This window comes from Streptomyces sp. NPDC029292 (assembly GCF_055569295.1).
The window spans coordinates 1-15,277 of the sequence record NZ_JBVHXR010000042.1 but is presented as its reverse complement, the minus strand read 5'-3'; the positions used below and the strand labels follow the sequence as shown (position 1 = coordinate 15,277).

13 protein-coding genes and 1 pseudogene are annotated in these 15,277 nt (G+C 70.4%); 11 read left to right on the top strand and 3 right to left on the bottom strand.

Features of this window, described 5'->3' with window-relative positions; all coding sequences use genetic code 11:
* The first annotated feature begins 34 nt into the window (after positions 1 to 34).
* From ACZ4WS_RS46440 to ACZ4WS_RS46430, 3 genes are all read left to right on the top strand, one after another.
* The gene (locus ACZ4WS_RS46440) at positions 35 to 1,672 is read left to right on the top strand and encodes an alkaline phosphatase D family protein (protein ID WP_467990062.1); all 1,638 of its coding nucleotides are present in this window, start codon (positions 35 to 37) and stop codon (positions 1,670 to 1,672) included.
* A 184-nt stretch (positions 1,673 to 1,856) separates the two neighbouring features.
* Positions 1,857 to 3,833 (top strand): FAD/NAD(P)-binding protein, encoded by a 1,977-nt coding sequence (locus tag ACZ4WS_RS46435; protein WP_467990060.1) that lies wholly within the window; start codon positions 1,857 to 1,859, stop codon positions 3,831 to 3,833.
* 87 nt (positions 3,834 to 3,920) lie between these two features.
* The gene (locus ACZ4WS_RS46430; RefSeq protein ID WP_467990058.1) at positions 3,921 to 4,376 is read left to right on the top strand and encodes a DoxX family protein; all 456 of its coding nucleotides are present in this window, start codon (positions 3,921 to 3,923) and stop codon (positions 4,374 to 4,376) included.
* Between the two features lie 115 nt (positions 4,377 to 4,491).
* Here the strand turns inward: ACZ4WS_RS46430 and ACZ4WS_RS46425 are convergent, their stop codons facing one another.
* Complete coding sequence (locus ACZ4WS_RS46425; RefSeq protein WP_467990056.1) at positions 4,492 to 5,055, bottom strand: superoxide dismutase family protein; 564 nt, start codon at positions 5,053 to 5,055, stop codon at positions 4,492 to 4,494.
* 260 nt (positions 5,056 to 5,315) lie between these two features.
* Between ACZ4WS_RS46425 and ACZ4WS_RS46420 the strand changes: the two genes are divergently transcribed.
* Positions 5,316 to 5,939, top strand: coding sequence for a DedA family protein (locus ACZ4WS_RS46420; RefSeq protein WP_467990055.1), 624 nt, complete (start codon positions 5,316 to 5,318; stop codon positions 5,937 to 5,939).
* Between the two features lie 223 nt (positions 5,940 to 6,162).
* Here ACZ4WS_RS46420 and ACZ4WS_RS46415 read toward each other — a convergent pair whose 3' ends face one another.
* A complete protein-coding gene (locus tag ACZ4WS_RS46415) occupies positions 6,163 to 6,390 on the bottom strand; it encodes a DUF2277 domain-containing protein (RefSeq protein ID WP_467990054.1) in 228 nt (75 codons plus the stop codon).
* Between the two features lie 644 nt (positions 6,391 to 7,034).
* Between ACZ4WS_RS46415 and ACZ4WS_RS46410 the strand changes: the two genes are divergently transcribed.
* The 6 genes and pseudogenes from ACZ4WS_RS46410 to ACZ4WS_RS46385 all read left to right on the top strand — a co-directional run bounded on the left by ACZ4WS_RS46410 (position 7,035) and on the right by ACZ4WS_RS46385 (position 12,300).
* A complete protein-coding gene (locus ACZ4WS_RS46410; RefSeq protein ID WP_467990052.1) occupies positions 7,035 to 7,946 on the top strand; it encodes a ketopantoate reductase family protein in 912 nt (303 codons plus the stop codon).
* A gap of 163 nt (positions 7,947 to 8,109) precedes the next feature.
* Positions 8,110 to 9,432, top strand: coding sequence for a PQQ-binding-like beta-propeller repeat protein (locus tag ACZ4WS_RS46405; protein ID WP_467990050.1), 1,323 nt, complete (start codon positions 8,110 to 8,112; stop codon positions 9,430 to 9,432).
* Between the two features lie 136 nt (positions 9,433 to 9,568).
* Positions 9,569 to 10,017 (top strand): annotated as a pseudogene (locus tag ACZ4WS_RS46400) (hypothetical protein); the annotation flags it as partial.
* The gene (locus tag ACZ4WS_RS46395) at positions 10,001 to 10,333 is read left to right on the top strand and encodes a hypothetical protein (protein WP_467990048.1); all 333 of its coding nucleotides are present in this window, start codon (positions 10,001 to 10,003) and stop codon (positions 10,331 to 10,333) included. The pseudogene ACZ4WS_RS46400 and the gene ACZ4WS_RS46395, both read left to right, overlap by 17 nt.
* Positions 10,334 to 10,745: 412 nt before the next feature.
* Complete coding sequence (locus ACZ4WS_RS46390) at positions 10,746 to 12,107, top strand: phosphatase PAP2 family protein (protein WP_467990107.1); 1,362 nt, start codon at positions 10,746 to 10,748, stop codon at positions 12,105 to 12,107.
* 67 nt (positions 12,108 to 12,174) lie between these two features.
* Positions 12,175 to 12,300: a hypothetical protein gene (locus ACZ4WS_RS46385; RefSeq protein WP_467990047.1), complete on the top strand. Its 126-nt coding sequence runs from the start codon at positions 12,175 to 12,177 to the stop codon at positions 12,298 to 12,300.
* 436 nt (positions 12,301 to 12,736) lie between these two features.
* Here the strand turns inward: ACZ4WS_RS46385 and ACZ4WS_RS46380 are convergent, their stop codons facing one another.
* The gene (locus ACZ4WS_RS46380; protein ID WP_467990045.1) at positions 12,737 to 13,345 is read right to left on the bottom strand and encodes a TetR/AcrR family transcriptional regulator; all 609 of its coding nucleotides are present in this window, start codon (positions 13,343 to 13,345) and stop codon (positions 12,737 to 12,739) included.
* Between the two features lie 133 nt (positions 13,346 to 13,478).
* Here ACZ4WS_RS46380 and ACZ4WS_RS46375 point away from each other — a divergent pair, with 133 nt between their 5' ends.
* On the top strand, positions 13,479 to 14,240 hold the full coding sequence (locus ACZ4WS_RS46375) for an SDR family NAD(P)-dependent oxidoreductase (protein WP_467990043.1): 762 nt from the start codon (positions 13,479 to 13,481) through the stop codon (positions 14,238 to 14,240).
* Positions 14,241 to 15,277 lie beyond the last annotated feature (1,037 nt).

The window sequence follows — 15,277 nt, the reverse complement described above, 5'->3', positions numbered from 1 at the left end:
GTACCGTACGGGGCGACGGAGGAGGGTGATCACCATGGCGGAGCTGCGCCTGGGACCGCTGCTGAGGTACGTCGACGGCTCGTCCGCGACCTTCTGGGTCGAGGCGAGCCGTCCGTGCACCGCCGAGGTGCGCTGTGCCGACGGCGCCCGCGGCGAGGCCCGCACCTTCCAAGTCGCAGGCCACCACTACGCGTTGGTACCGGTGACGGGACTGACCCCGGGCACGGCGTCCGCGTACGAGATCCTGCTGGACGGCACACCCGTCTGGCCCCTCCCCGACTCCCCCTTCCCGCCCTCGGTCGTCCGCACCCCGGAAGGGGATGCCGTCCGCGTCACCTTCGGCTCCTGCCGCTGGGCCGCGCCGCCCGCGGACGAGAAGGACCCGGTGGGCCCGGACGCGCTGGACACCCTGGCGGCGCGCATCGCCTCGGCCCCCGACGCCGAACGCCCCGACGTCCTCCTTCTGTTGGGCGATCAGGTGTACGCGGACGAGGTCTCGAAGGCCACCCGCCAGTGGATCGCCGCGCGGCGCGGTCTCGCCGATCCCCCGGGCAACCAGGTCGCGGACTACGAGGAATACACCCGCCTCTACTACGAATCCTGGCTCGACCCCGAGATCCGCTGGCTCCTGTCCACCGTGCCGAGCTGCATGATCTTCGACGACCACGACGTCATCGACGACTGGAACACCAGCGCCGCCTGGCTCGCCGACATCCGGGGCACCCCGTGGTGGCGCGAGCGGGTCCTGAGCGGCCTGATGTCGTACTGGGTCCACCAGCACCTCGGCAACCTCTCCCCGCGCGAGCTGTCCGAGGACCTCCTGTACGCCGCCGTCCGCGAAACCCCCGACGGCACGGACGTCCTGCGCGCCTTCGCCGCCCAGGCCGACACCGACCCCGCCTCCGCCCGCTGGAGCTACCGCCGCGACTTCGGCCGCGTCCGCGTCATCATGCTCGACACCCGAGCGGCCCGCGTCCTCGACGAGAAGGACCGCGCGATGCTGGATCCGGGGGAAGCCCAGTGGCTGCGGGAGCAGGTACTGGAGGCGCCCGGCTCGTACGACCATCTCCTCCTCGGCACCTCCCTGCCGTGGCTGCTGCCCCCGCTCGTGCACGACGCCGAGGCGTGGAACGCGGCGTTGTGCCGGGGCGAGCGGGGGGCACGGTGGGCGCGGTTCGGGGAGGGGCTGCGGAGGCGGGCCGATCTGGAGCACTGGGCGGCGTTTCCGGCGTCGTTCGAGGCGTTGACGGAGTTGATCGCGGAGGCCGGATCGGGGGACGGGGCACCCGCGAGCGTCTGCGTGCTGTCCGGGGACGTGCACCACGCGTATGTCGCCGAGCCGTCGTGGCCCGGCGGCACCCGGCCCGACGCCCGGGTGCTCCAGCTGACCTGCTCCCCCGTGCACAACTCCATCCCGCTCTCCATAAGGCTCGGCTTCCGCTTCGGCTGGAGCGGACCGGGGCGGGCGATCGGGCACCGGTTCGCCCGGCACGGCGGCTGCGCGCATCCGCCGGTCAACTGGCGGAAAACCGGCGGCCCTTGGTTCGGCAACCAGTTGATGACGCTGACGCTGCACGGGCGTTCGGCGTCGCTGCGGCTCGAACAGGCACGAGCGGTGCGTGGCGGGAGCGCCCGCCTGACGACGGTGGACGAGTCCGTACTCGTCCCGTAATACGCCCCTTGCATACGGTTGTTGCGTGCGTTGTCCCGGATGCTCGTGAGGCATCCCACACCCGGCGCCGATCCTCCGCTCCGGGGCTCGGTTCCCGCACCGTACGACGGCATGATGAGGCGGACCGTCCGCTTCCAATGGGCGGTCTGCTGCCACGCGCCCCACATGCCCGGGAGTAACACCTTTGTCTGGAGCACCCGCCGCGCCCTCCGGGACCACCCCCGTCTCCGTCGCCGTCGTCGGCGCCGGCCCGCGCGGCACCAGCGTCCTGGAACGCCTCTGCGCCTCCGCGCCCGAGCTCCTCGCGCCGGACGCGCGACTGACGGTCCACGTCGTCGATCCCGCACCACCCGGGCCCGGCCGCGTCTGGCGCACCGCGCAGTCCCCGCACCTGCTGATGAACACCGTGGCCTCGCAGGTGACCCTCTTCACCGACGAGAGCGTGGACTGCTCGGGACCGATACGTCCGGGCCCGAGCCTGCACACTTGGGCCCTCGACACCGATCCCGGGCTGGGCCCCGACGACTACCCGACCCGCGCCCAGTACGGCCGTTACCTGGAGTGGGTCTTCGGCGAGGTGGTGCGCGGGGCGCCGCCCGAGGTGCGGGTCGAGGTGCACACCGCCCGCGCGGTACGGCTCGACGACGGGCCCGACGGCCGCCAGACCCTCGCCCTCTCCACCGGCCGCACCCTGTCCGGCCTCGCCGCCGTGGTCCTCGCCCAGGGCCATCTGCCGGTGCTCGCGGACCCCGCGCAGCAGCGCCTGGCCGCGGACGCCGGGCGGCACGGCCTGCGTCACGTCCCGCCCGCCAATCCGGCCGATGTCGACCTCTCCGCCCTCGCCCCGGGCGAACCGGTGCTCCTGCGCGGCCTCGGCCTCAACTTCTTCGACCACATGGCCCTGCTGACCACGGGCCGCGGCGGCCGTTTCGTCCGCGCGCGCGAGGGCCTGCGCTACCTCCCCTCGGGCGACGAGCCCCGCCTGTACGCGGGTTCCCGCCGCGGTATCCCGTACCAGGCGCGCGGCGACAACGCGAAGGGCCCGTACGGCCGCCACACCCCGCTCGTCCTCACCGACGAGGTGATCTCCGGCTTCCGCAAGCGCGCGGACTCCGGTGACGCACCCGATTTCCTGAGCGAGATATGGCCGTTGGTCGCGAAGGAGGTGGAAACGGTCTATTACGAGGGGGTGTTGGGGCAACCGGAATTCGCAGGTTCCCGCGACCGTTTCCACGATCGCTCCCGCGACCCTTTCCGCGACCGTTTCCGCGACCGTTTCCGCGATCGCTTCCTCGCCGTCCCTCACCGCAGTCCCCAAGAAGCCGACCTGCTCGACGAGTTCGGCATCGCGCACGCCGACCGCTGGTCCTGGGACCGTATGTCGCGCCCGTACGCCTCACGCGCCTTCGCGGGTCCCGGCACCTGGCGGGACTGGCTGCTCGCGTATCTGCGCGAGGACGCCGAACAGGCCGCGCTGGGCAATGTGGAGGGGCCGCTGAAGGCCGCCCTCGACGTGCTGCGCGACCTGCGCAACGAACTGCGGCAGATCGTGGATCACGGCGGGCTGCCGGGTGTCTCGCGCCGGGACCACCTGGACCGCTGGTACACGCCGCTCAACGCCTTCCTCTCCATCGGCCCGCCACGGCAGCGCGTCGAGGAGATGGCCGCGCTGATCGAGTCCGGCGTCCTCGACGTCCTCGGCCCACGGCTGGAGGTGCGGGCCGAGGACGGGGCCTGGGTCGCGCACTCCCCCGACGTGCCCGGCTCGGCCGTCCGCGCGACGACTCTCGTGGAGGCGCGGCTGCCGGAACCGGACCTCAAGCGGACCGCCGACGAGCTGCTCGCCCGGCTGCTGAGGACGGGGCAGTGCCGCCCGCACACCGTGGACGGTTACGAAACCGGAGGGCTGGACGTAACACCGCGCCCCTACCGTCTGATCGACGGTCAAAGTCGGGCGCACGCACGGCGGTTCGCCTTCGGCGTGCCCACGGAGGGCGTGCACTGGGTGACCGCGGCCGGGGCCCGGCCGGGTGTGGATTCGGTCACGCTTTCGGATGCCGACGCGGTGGCGCGGGCGGCACTACGTGCGGCGATGGCCGAAACGGAGCCGCAAGCGGAGGCCGGCCCGTGGCCGAATGTTGAACTTGCAAGTATTGATTAGGTTGCCCTAACGTAGACGACTCACTCGGTTCCGTCCCCACGATCCGGTCCCCCCACGGACCGGACCAGACCGAAGGAGTTCCCCCACATGTCCGGACGCCTCAACAGCGCCCAGCCCTACGCCATCGGCCTGTTCCGCATCGTTTTCGGCCTGCTCTTCGCCGTGCACGGCGCCGCCTCGCTCTTCGGCGTCCTCGGCGGTGTCGCGGGCACCAACGGCGGCACCATCGACGCCGGCACCTGGCCCGGCTGGTACGCGGCGGTCATCCAGCTCGTCGCCGGCTCCCTGGTGCTGCTCGGCCTCGGCACCCGCGCCGCGGCGTTCATCGCGTCGGGCTCGATGGCGTACGCCTACTTCGACGTGCACCAGTCGGTGGCCCTGTGGCCGATCCAGAACGGCGGCGAGGCCTCGTCGATGTTCTGCTGGGCCTTCCTCCTGCTGGTCTTCACCGGCTCCGGCGCGTTCGGCCTCGACCAGCTGATCGCCGGGCGCACCGCCTCGGCCACCGAGGACAAGCGGGCCTCGGAGCCCGTCGCGGCCTGATCGCTCACACGACGACGCCCGCTTCCTCGTACGGGGAGGCGGGCGCCGTCGTCGTACGGAGGCGGGCGCCGTCGTCGTACGGGAGGCGGGCGCCGTCGTCGTACCCGCTCAGCGCTCAGCCCGTCCCGGCCACCCACCCGAACGGGACCGAGAAGCAGGCCACGCGGGCGCCGGTCACGCCCGGCTTGCCGTGCACCACCACGGAAGACGCCGCGCCCCGCCGGAAGCCCCAGTCATGGCGGGCGCTCGCCCCGCCCACGCCCCGGACGTCGGTGGTGAAGTCCAGCCAGACCTCGTTCTCGGCGTTGGCGTAGGCGGGATCCTCCGACGGCTGCACGGGATCCTCGTGGTGCTGGTAGCGCCCGCCCGCGTCGCCCGGACCGGCGCCGCACGGCTTCTGGTGCACCTGGACGCCGTACGCGTACCCCGGCTTCAGCCCCTCCACCGTCAGGCCCACCGTCGTGACCCCGCCCGCCCCGGTGTACTGGCTCACCTCGATCCGGGCGGCCGCCGGGACGAGCCCCATGTCGTACGTCACCGCCGCCGACGGGACGAACGCGGTGGGCGGCGCGAACCGCGCGGCCGTCCTCATCCAGTAGCCGTCGGGCGCGGCCGTACCGCCGCCGCCCGCCGCCAGCACCACCGACGCCAGAGCGCCGACCACCATCCCTGCCACCATCGTCGTCCGGCTCCTCTTGTGTCCGTGCTCGCCGCCTGGGCCCCGGGGAATCGATCCCCTCCGTCTCGTTCGTACGGGAAGTCGGCGCCGTGCGCCGCGCCAGGGCGGCAGCCGGGTGAACGCGATGTGACAAACCCATGAGCCCCCCGTGGATCTCCCGTCACACTGCCGCGTACGCTGTATGGCTGTCACAGGCCGTCCACTCCCCGCTACGTCGCGGTGTGGTCGCGCCTACGGGGGATGTACAGGGGAGTGTTTCGGTGCTGGAGAGTATGGGGGCGCTGACGGGCAGCCCATGGATCTACGCGGCGGTGGCCGTGTCGGTCCTTCTTGATGTGTTCCTGCCCATCCTGCCGAGCGGGGTCCTGGTGATCACGGCGGCCACGGCCGCGGCGGGCTCCGCCACCGGCGCCGTCACGCACGCGGTGCCCGACATCCTGGTGCTCACCCTGTCCGCGGCCACCGCCTCGGTCCTCGGCGACCTGGTGGCCTACCGCGTGGCCTGGCGCGGCGGCGCACGTCTGGACCGCGCCATCGCCCGCTCCCGCCGCCTGACCAGCGCGCAGGAACGTCTCGGCGCGGCCCTCTCGCGCGGCGGCGGCGCCCTGGTCGTCATCGCCCGCTTCGCCCCGGCGGGCCGCTCGGTCGTCTCACTCGGCGCCGGCGCCGCCCACCGCCGCGTCCGCGAGTTCCTGCCCTGGTCCATCCTCGCGGGCGTGACCTGGGCGGTGTACAGCGTCGCCCTGGGCTACTTCGGCGGCCAGTGGCTGGGCGCGAGCTGGCTGGCCACGGGCGTTTCGTTCCTGGCGCTGTGCGCCGCGGGCGCGGGCGCGGCGTACCTGATGCGGCGGCCCACGGTCCAGGAGTCGGGGACCGGCGCCTAGGACCGACCTGTCCGGTCGATCACGGTGGAGGGAAGCGACGGCGCCTTGCCAGCACCGGTGAGCGGGGTGTGGTGCGTGCAGCTGCAAGGCGGAGGAGGGCGTCGACGCGATGGGGGTCCCCCCGCGCGAGCGAAGCCGAGCGTGGGGGAGTCGGCAACCGACGACAACGCCGCAGATGGGCGTGCCACACCCCGCGTGTCCGCCGTGATCGGCCGGACAGGTCCTAGGTTCGCTGGGCCACCGCCCCGCGTACCTCCAGGCCGCCCAGCAGCTCGGCGGTGGCCGCCGCGATCGCCTCGACCGCGTGGTCGAAGACCTCACGGTTGTGGGCGGCCGGGGCGCGGAAGCCGGACACCTTGCGGACGTACTGAAGCGCGGCGGCGCGGATCTCCTCCTCGGTGGCCTCTTCGGGGAGCACGGGCGGACGGAGCGTCTTGATGCTGCGGCACATATGTCCAGTCTCGCGCGTGTGCCGCCGTACCGGTGACCGGTCGGGAATTACCGGCTGGGCGATCACCGGCTGTTCGATCCCCGGCCGGCCGGGGATTACCGGCCGGTCACTGACCGACCCGACCTTCGACGCTCCCGGCGAGTACCTCATCGGCGCGCGGAAGCCGGTGAAGACGGCGGGACCGGCGCTCCCGGCCGCGGAGATCGGCACGGTGGACGCCGTACTGCTCTCGCACGACCAGCACCCGGACAACCTCGACGCGTCCGGGCGTACGTATCTCGAGGGCGCACCGGTGACCCTGCCGACGGCATCGGCGTACGACCGTATCGGCGCGCCCGTGCACGCGTTGCCCTCCTGGGAGCACATCGAAGCGAGGACGCGGGCGGCTGAGCTCCTCGGCGCCCTCCCCCACTCTCGAATTCGCTCGAGCGGGGGACCCCCATCGTCGTACCGCTGCACTTCGAGCACTGGGGCCACTTCACCCAGGACGGCGCCACGCCGACGAAGGCGTTCGCGGAGGCCGGGCTCACGGACCGGCCGCACCTGTTGGCCCCGGGGCTTCAGTAAGTCTGTAGCGCCTGCGATGATCCACTCCGTGGCGGCCACCCATCCCGGGGGCCGACCGACGAGAGGACCGAACAGACATGAGTGCGGAGCGAGTTACGCGTGCGACGGTCGCGGTGCTCGGCCCGGGCGGCATCGGCGGCCTGCTCGCCGCCCTGCTGGCACGTGCCGGGCACCGGGTGATCTGCCTGGCCGGGGACGAGACCGCGCGGACGCTGCGCACGGACGGCATCCGCGTACGCAGCGGGCACTTCGGCGACTTCACTGCCCGCGTCGAGGCCGACACCGAGCTGCGCGAACCCGTCGACGCGTGCCTGGTCACGGTCAAGGCGACGGCGCTCGACGCGGCCCTGGAGCGCGTCCCGGCGAAGGCGCTGGGCGACGGCCTGGTCGTACCGTTCCTGAACGGCGTCGAACATCCGGCGACCCTGCGCGCCCGATACGGTGCGGACCGCGTGGCACCGGCGGTGATCCGCGTCGAGTCAACTCGCTTGGCGCCAGGAGTGATTGAGCACGGCAGTCCCTTCGCCGAGATCGACCTGACCGGCGACACGGTGGAGCGCGAACGGCTCGACGCGCTGGCCGGCGCCCTGCAGGAGGCGGGGCCACGGGTCCGCGTCCAGGACGGCGAGGCGGCGGCGCTGTGGGCGAAGATGTCGTTCCTCGCGCCGTTCGCGTTGCTGACCACCCGCTACGGACTGCCGCTCGGTGACGTCCGCACGCTGCACCGCGAGGAGTTGGTGGCGCTGGTCGAGGAGACGGCGGCCGTCAGTGGCGCCAGCGGCGCCCCGGCCGACCCGTCGGCGGCCCTCGCCCGCTACGACGCCTTCCCGCCCGGGACCAAGTCCTCCATGCAGCGTGACGCCGAGGCGGGCCGTCCGCTCGAACTGGACGCGATCGGCGGGGCGTTGCTGCGGGCGGCGGAGCGACACGGGGTGCACGTGCCCGTGGCGACCGGGCTGGTAAAGGAGTTGGGGGAAACGGGTCGCTGACGGGCACTCATCCCGTCCGCCACCGGGGGCGGCCACAGCTCCGGATGCCCGGCTGTGGCCGCCCTTCGCCGCCGCTCCCTCAACGGACTCCTGCGACCTCAAGTGAGTGTCACTGGAACGCACTAGGGTGATCACTGTTTGCGGCAGAAGGAACGGGGACCCCATGCGGAGCATCCAACTCACCCTGCGCACAAGACGGTTGATCCTGACGGCGGCGCTCGTCGGCTGCACCGTGACGGGCTGCGGAAGCGGCACGGACAGCGCGAAGCGGACCGACGACGCCCCGTCCACCGCGACCAGCAAGCCCGCCGCGGCGCCGCGCCCGGTCCACGACCCGCCCGCGGAGTTCGCCTCGGCGGGCAGCCCGATGCCCGACGAGGCGACCACCGGGCGCCTGACCATCGGCGGCACGCTCAACAGCCCGATCCCGGTGACTCTGTACAAGGCGACGGCGTACGTCGGCGCGCCCGACCACGTCCAGGCCGTCGACACCGCCACCGGACACGTCACGGCGACCGTCGAGCCGCAGGGCACGGCGCTGACGAAGATCGGCAGCTACGGCGACGACAACCTGGCCGAGGCGCCCGTCCTGGTCACCGTCGGCGGCACGCCGACCCTGATGGCACCTTTCGTGGTGAAACAGTCCGGCACCGGAACTCAGGCCGACCACAAGGCGGTCGAGATCACCTTCAGCGACGCGAACACCGCCAAGGTGCAGTGGCGGCTGACCCTGCGGCTGCCCGCCTGGGCCGACAGCACGTACGACAACGTGGCCGCGACCGCCGTCGGCGCCGACGGGAGCACGGGCGTCATCAGGGTGTCCGCCGGGGACAGCGCCGTCACCTACGGAGTGGACCTGACGACCCACCACACGGCCTGGACGCACGACGAGTTCCGGGCCACCGCGGTCGCCGGAGGTGTCGTGGCCGGCACGACCGCGGACGACCTCGTCCACGAGCGGGCCGTCGGGTACGACGCCGCCTCGGGCAGGCGCCGCTGGCTGGGCACGGACAGCTACGAGCTGGGCGTGTACCCGGCGGGCCCGGACCTCGTCCTCGCCCAGGGCCGTGACTACGGCAGCGGCGACCGCTACCACCGCCTCCTGGACGCCACCACCGGCGACATCAAGCGGGAGATGCCGGACGAACTGGCCGGCTCCACCTGCGCGTACGACGCGAAGAGCACGCTCGTCTGCCACGGCTCGGGCTCGGTGGGCCGCATCGTGTACGGGCTGGACGCCACCAGCGGCAAGACCCTCTGGCAGCTCCCGGACAAGCAGGCCGACCGGGTCGCCCCCACAGTCACCGCGGCCTGGCACGGCCGGATCTACGGCACCACCACCAACGGCCCCGTCGTCCTCGACGCCCGCACCGGCGAGGACACCCCCGCGCAGCCCGGCCTCGCCCCCGTCCTCGTCAACGAGTCCGCGGGCATCGCCCTCGACGAAGCCGGGGACAACCTGCTCGCGTACCCCACGAGCGGCTGAGCACCGTCTCCGTCATGCTGGTCGCCGCTGGCGGCGGTGGATGAGGACGAGTTCAGGGAACTCCACCGCCCGGCCGCCGTCGAAATCCACAGGCGATGCGATCGCGCTCAGGGCAGGATGCCCGGGTGAACCATTCGCACCGCACCCGGGCCTCTCCGAAGCCCAACTGCTCGCCATGGTCGACCGGCACGGAGCCCGGGTGGTCGCCAGGGCGGCGACCAACCCCGACGCGTCACCGGCACTCCTGGAGAGAGTGACCCGACACGAACCCCCGGTGCGGAAGGCGTTCCGCGAGGTCGCCCGGCACCGCAATGCGACGGCCCCGGCCCTGCTCGCCTGCCTGACGGACAGCCAGGCGAGGCCCATAGCCGCCGGTCACCCGGCCCTGCCGCCCCGGTCATTGCCGAACTGCTCACCGACGACGACTGGCGCGTGGTGGAAGCGGTGGCGGCCAACCCGTCACTACCGCCGGCCGTGATGTCGGAGCTGGTGCGCTCGGTCACACCCGTTCGCGTGAAGTCCCGGAAGGAACTCGCAACCCAAAATCGAACAGGCGTAGCATTGCGGCGTGGCTGCGACCTATGACTTTCCGAGTGACCTCCTCGCCGGTCAGGAGGAGCTGCATCAGGTCCGGGCCGAGCTGCTGGGCCTGCTGAAACGACTCCCCTGGTCCGTCGAGCCCCTGGACGGCTTCAGCGACGACAACGGCTGGCGCAAAGTAGAACGCCCCGCCTCCCCCGGCTGGACCGCCGACGAACAGGCCGAGGTGGAAAAGCTCCGGCAACGCGAGCGCGAGCTCGCCGTGTTCGTGACCTGCCACCGCTTCTGGTCGGAGGTCACGGGCCCGGAGAAGGTCGACGCGCGCATGCGACTGAAGCACGCGCACGAAGACGAGTCGTAGCCTCGCCCGTACGAACGCCAGAGGGCCTCCGGAAGATCTTCCGGAGGCCCTCGTCGCAGTGGCCAACAGCGTTCTGGCCCAGCCGCAGCCGTCCACCACGAACCCGGATCCAGCGCAGCCCATGCCGCATCCAGTGGATCGGCAGGGAGAAGGCGGCCGGACGTCGCATCGCCACAGTCATCCAAGTCGACGTGCTCGCCGAGGCTGTGGGGATACGCGGCTGGAACCGGGACTGTGATCTTTCCGTCTTCCTGCGTCGGAAGCCCCGTCGGACTGCTCTTCGTGAGGGAGAAAGCAGCCCCGACCGGAATGTGACGAGCGAAACCCACCCTGACACTTGATCAACATCTAGCAAATCGGCTGGAAATTGAGACATATACCGCCGCGGGTCTTTCCGCGAATAGACTGCAGAATCACGTTCTCCGCGTGGCGTCAACCACGGGCGAGACTCTGGGCCGTAGCGGGCGTCGCGGCCCTCGGATTCCTCGTTGCGTTGGAAATCGCCGCGCGTCGCTACGGCCTACCTGGGCCGATCACCAGCCAGGTGCGAGAGGTGATATTCGCCCCCAAATCAGGCTTCCTGTTGTACGCCGGTATGGCGTTGATGATGGTGGTGCTCACCTGGCGGCAACGCTTCATCGCGGCTGGTATCGCGATCGGAATCGACGTCGCCTTCTTTGCGGTCCGGCGGGCGGTCGACGCCAAGGTGACCGACGGCCACCCCTTCGGCAACGGCGCGTTGTGGGTGATTCTGGGCTATGCGGTCATCGCTGTCACGCGTCGCACCGGCCGGGAACGTGTCCTGCTGCTGAAGGGCGTCGGACTGGGCCTGCTGCTGGTGGCCGGCCGCAAGACCGGCGACACCTGGCTGCTCATCACCTCGAAGACCCGCCCAGCGGTGCTCGACCAGTACGTGGCAACCGCCGATCACGCGCTGGGCAACCCGTCGTGGCTGGCGGGCCGGATCGTCACGGCCACCGGCCCGATCGGCTTCAATCTTCTCGACATCGTCTACGGTCAGCTCGCGGTGGCCGCCGTCATCGTCGCGCTGTACCAACTGCGTAACGTGGCGGTCGAGCGCCACTTCCCGGGCCACCATCTGGTGCGCACCTTCCTGGTGATCGGCCTCCTCGGGCCGGCCATCTACATGATCTTCCCGGTAGTCGGACCGATCTTCGCCTACGGCGCGGGCGCCGAGCACTGGGCGACGGTCAGCCTGTGGTCGGAAACGCCGTCCAGCGGGCACTGGGCGGTGGCCAACCTGTGGCCGCAAACCCCGCCGCCGAACAGTGCCCCGCACCACATGCCATTCGACGGGATCACCCCACGGAACTGCATGCCCAGCTTGCACACAGCATGGGCTACCGCGATCTTCATTCATTCCCGGAAGGGCCCACGCATTCTGCGATTCGCAGGCACGTTCTGGCTGATTGCCACGCTCGCCGCAACGCTGGGATTCGGCTACCACTACGGCGTGGACCTCATTGCCGGCGTGGTGTTCACGCTCACGATCGAGGCAGCTCTGCGCTCGCTCGACCGCGGGTGGGATCGGTCGGGGATCCAGTTGGTCGCTTACGGCGCAACGGTCTTCGCTGCGCTCTTGGTGTCCTATCGCTGTCTGTCGTTGGAGATGGCCGAGCATCCGTGGGTGTCCGGACCGCTTCTCATACTGGCGATGACTTCAGTGGTCTACGGCTACGTACGGACCACCGCACCGTGGGAACCGAGGGCCGCGCCGGCGCGGCAACCGGAACCGCAACCCGATCTGATCTGATCTGATCTGAAGCATGTTGCACCAGGTAGTGGGCTGAGTGCTGCCCGAGTGAGGACGGGATGCCGGTGTGCAGCGGAGGCACCTCGATGTCCTTGTGACCGCCGTCGGCCTCGACGACGTGGTGCACGCCGAGCGCGCGAAGCACCACATCGACGCCGCATGGCCGGTCGAGTGCCGGGGTGGACGCTGCTGATGGACCCGCCTGAACGCCGCTGAACGTCGCTGAATGAGACGGAAACCGAGACGGCCCGGCACGAGGCCAGACGGTCCCTACCTGGCGGAACCTTCTGATCTGTCGTCCTACGGAGAACAACGAACGGCGGCCAGGGACGGCCCTCTGGGGGCAGCGGTGAAATCCAGCGGCGGACCCGTGAGGGATCCCACAAGCGCGTCGATCAGTGGCGCGCGGACACCAGGAGGGCTATCGTCGCCAGGTAGAACGACCGGTCTTCCTACCTGTTGAGGGATGGCCTCTCGGCCTTCCCGGCGGACTTCCTCTAGACAGGGATCTGCCAGTGGGTCCCCGGTGCACGTCCAAGAGAGATCAAAAAGGTCCCATGAAACCAATCCGCGCCCCGGCCTGGCCGGGGCCCCGCAGAGGCCCGCTGTTTCACGCGGCTCTGATTGGGTCAGTCGCCCGATCGGATGAGCCGGACCGCGTTCAGCAGGGTCTTGTGTGCGGCCGTCGAGTCGTCCAGGTAGCCGGCTGCCATCGCGCCGTCGTACAGCATCAGCAGGGCACCGGCGGCCGACTCCGGGTCGTCGTGGCCGAGCCGGGTGAGAAGCTCCCCGAAGAGGGTGCGGATCCACTCACGGTGGGACGCCACCAGGCCGCGGACCGGGTGGTCGGCGTCCGGGTACTCGGCGGCTGCGTTCATGAACGGCGATCCGCGAAATCCGCGCTCGCGGGCGTGCTCGGCGATCGCCTCGAAGATCAGGTCGATCGCTTCGGCGGGCGGGTGCGCGGCGGCCAGCGGTTCGGCCACCTCCCGGTAGTAGGCATCTTTGGTCAGCAGGTAGGCCACGACCAGGTCGTCCTTGGAAGCGAAGTGCCGGTAGAAGGTCGCCTTCGTCACCCCGGCCTCGGCAATTAGCCGCTCCACGCCGATCGCGCGGACGCCCTCGTAATAGAACAGCTGCGACGCGGCCCGGACCAGGCGTTCGCGGGGCGGTAGTACTCCCTCGGTCTTGGTCGCTTGACGCGTGGCGTCGGTGGTCTTCTGCCCAGTGATGCTCACTTCCCCATTGTGCCCTCGGCCCAGCCTTGAGCGGCCTCCACCTCCGTACGGCCCCCTCCAACAGGGCCGTCGCCCCCCCCTGTCCCGTACGGCCCTCAGCACCGTGGCCGTTCATCGAAAGGCTTTTGAAATCATGACCCGTCGTCTTGAAGGAACCGTCGCCCTGGTGACCGGAGCCTCCAGCGGTATTGGCCACGCCACTGCCTTGGAGCTTGCCCGCGAGGGCGCCTCCGTGGCCCTGGTCGGCCGGCGCGAGGACCGGCTCACCGACCTCGCCGCGGACATCACCACCGCTGGTGGCCGGGCCCTGGTCGTGCCCGCCGACGTCACCGACGCCCAGGCCGCCGCGGAAGCGGTCGAGCGGACCATCGAGGGCCTGGGCCGCCTGGACACCCTGGTCAACAACGCCGGCCTCATGCTGCTCGGACCCGCCCCCGCCGCGGACCTGAACGACTGGCGACGCATGATCGACATCAACCTCATGGGCCTGATGTACACCGCCCACGCGGCCATCCCCCACCTGGTCAAGGCAGCTACCGAGGAACCGCGTCAGGTCGCCGACATCGTCAACATCGGCTCACTCGCCGGCCGTAACGCCTACGCCATGTCCGCCGTATACAGCGCCACCAAGTTCGGCGTCGGCGCCTTCAGCGAGGCGCTGCGCCAGGAACTGGCACGCCAGCACGTCCGCGTGTCCGTCGTCGAGCCGGGCAGCGTCGACACCGAACTGCGCACGCACAACCCCGACGTCATCCAGCAGCACATCGCCGCCGCCCTGGGCGACATCGAGCGGCTGCAGAGCCAGGACATCGCCGACACCGTCGGCTACATCGTCACCCGCCCCCGGCACGTGGCCATCGCCGAGCTGCTCGTACGCCCCACAGAGCAGGTCTGACCACCGAGCCCGAGACGAGCAGGGAAGGACCATGACGGCAAGCAGGATCCTCGCCGTTGTCACCAACCAGGCGGATGTCAGCGTTGGATGTCAGCGGAACAGTTCCGGCACAGGGCAGATCTCCAAGGGCTCGTCCGGTCGATCCGCCCAGCTCCACCAGACGTGTCGACTGGCACACCTCCACAGCGATCGGCAGGTACGCCGGCCGTCGGCCTCGCGCCTGGAGAGCACGAGTCCACCAGACCTCTTCGGCTGGCTGCACTCAGGACAGGCCGGGACATCGCTGATCACGTGGCGCACCCTAACGGAACGCGACTGTGGATCTGCGCCGAATTGCAGCCCGACCTCTTCGTCCCGAAGCAACTTGGGTGGGCGCTCGACCAGGAGCTGGTGCGCCTCTCACCTGTTGCGATGGTCCGTAGTTGTCCGTGCTCGTCCGCCTCTGTATGTCGGCGTTGTCACGCAGTTGGACACTCACCCATCCAGAGACGGCCCGGACTTCGCGTCGAGTCGTCGCGGACGGTTGTCCGGGACCTCAGGACCAGAACTTGTTCCAGCTACCGTTGGTGAGAAAGGCACGAAACGCGTCCTCGTCTATCTCTTCTACCCACTGAGGGGCTGGGTCCTGGTACAGCAGATCGGCTGGCAGGCCAGGGGCTTTCGCGATGTACCCCACGGTCATGCCGGGGGTCTTGAGCGCGATCGTTGACACATTGGGGCTGGAGGAACCAATAGCTCGTGATAGCGCTTCTTGCCGCTCAGCCGACCAGCGACGTGCTCGTTGTGGATCACCTTGGCGGCGGGATCCAGCGTGCTCAGCATGGTGCGGACAGACTGCTCGTAGCGCTGCCACAGTGGATTCGAAGTCGACGGCATGGCCGCAAGCTAGTCCATAGACCAAGTCAAGGCCCTCGGTTTGGACCATGAGTTGGGTGTGGTGGGCTAGGTGTTCTGTCCACGGAGGTTGGTGACAGTGATCACGGCTGGGTGATCTTGAACGAGTGAGGGCCTTCCGGGTTCGGTGTGGATTGCGACGT

What these genes read in the sequence shown, in the direction of transcription:
- ACZ4WS_RS46440 (WP_467990062.1), top strand. Translation starts at nt 35, where the DNA reads ATGGCGGAGCTGCGCCTGGGACCGCTGCTGAGGTACGTCGACGGCTCG.
- ACZ4WS_RS46430 (WP_467990058.1), top strand. Translation starts at nt 3,921, where the DNA reads ATGTCCGGACGCCTCAACAGCGCCCAGCCCTACGCCATCGGCCTGTTC.
- ACZ4WS_RS46425 (WP_467990056.1), bottom strand. Translation starts at nt 5,055, where the DNA reads ATGGTGGCAGGGATGGTGGTCGGCGCTCTGGCGTCGGTGGTGCTGGCG.
- ACZ4WS_RS46415 (WP_467990054.1), bottom strand. Translation starts at nt 6,390, where the DNA reads ATGTGCCGCAGCATCAAGACGCTCCGTCCGCCCGTGCTCCCCGAAGAG.
- ACZ4WS_RS46410 (WP_467990052.1), top strand. Translation starts at nt 7,035, where the DNA reads ATGAGTGCGGAGCGAGTTACGCGTGCGACGGTCGCGGTGCTCGGCCCG.
- ACZ4WS_RS46405 (WP_467990050.1), top strand. Translation starts at nt 8,110, where the DNA reads ATGCGGAGCATCCAACTCACCCTGCGCACAAGACGGTTGATCCTGACG.
- ACZ4WS_RS46375 (WP_467990043.1), top strand. Translation starts at nt 13,479, where the DNA reads ATGACCCGTCGTCTTGAAGGAACCGTCGCCCTGGTGACCGGAGCCTCC.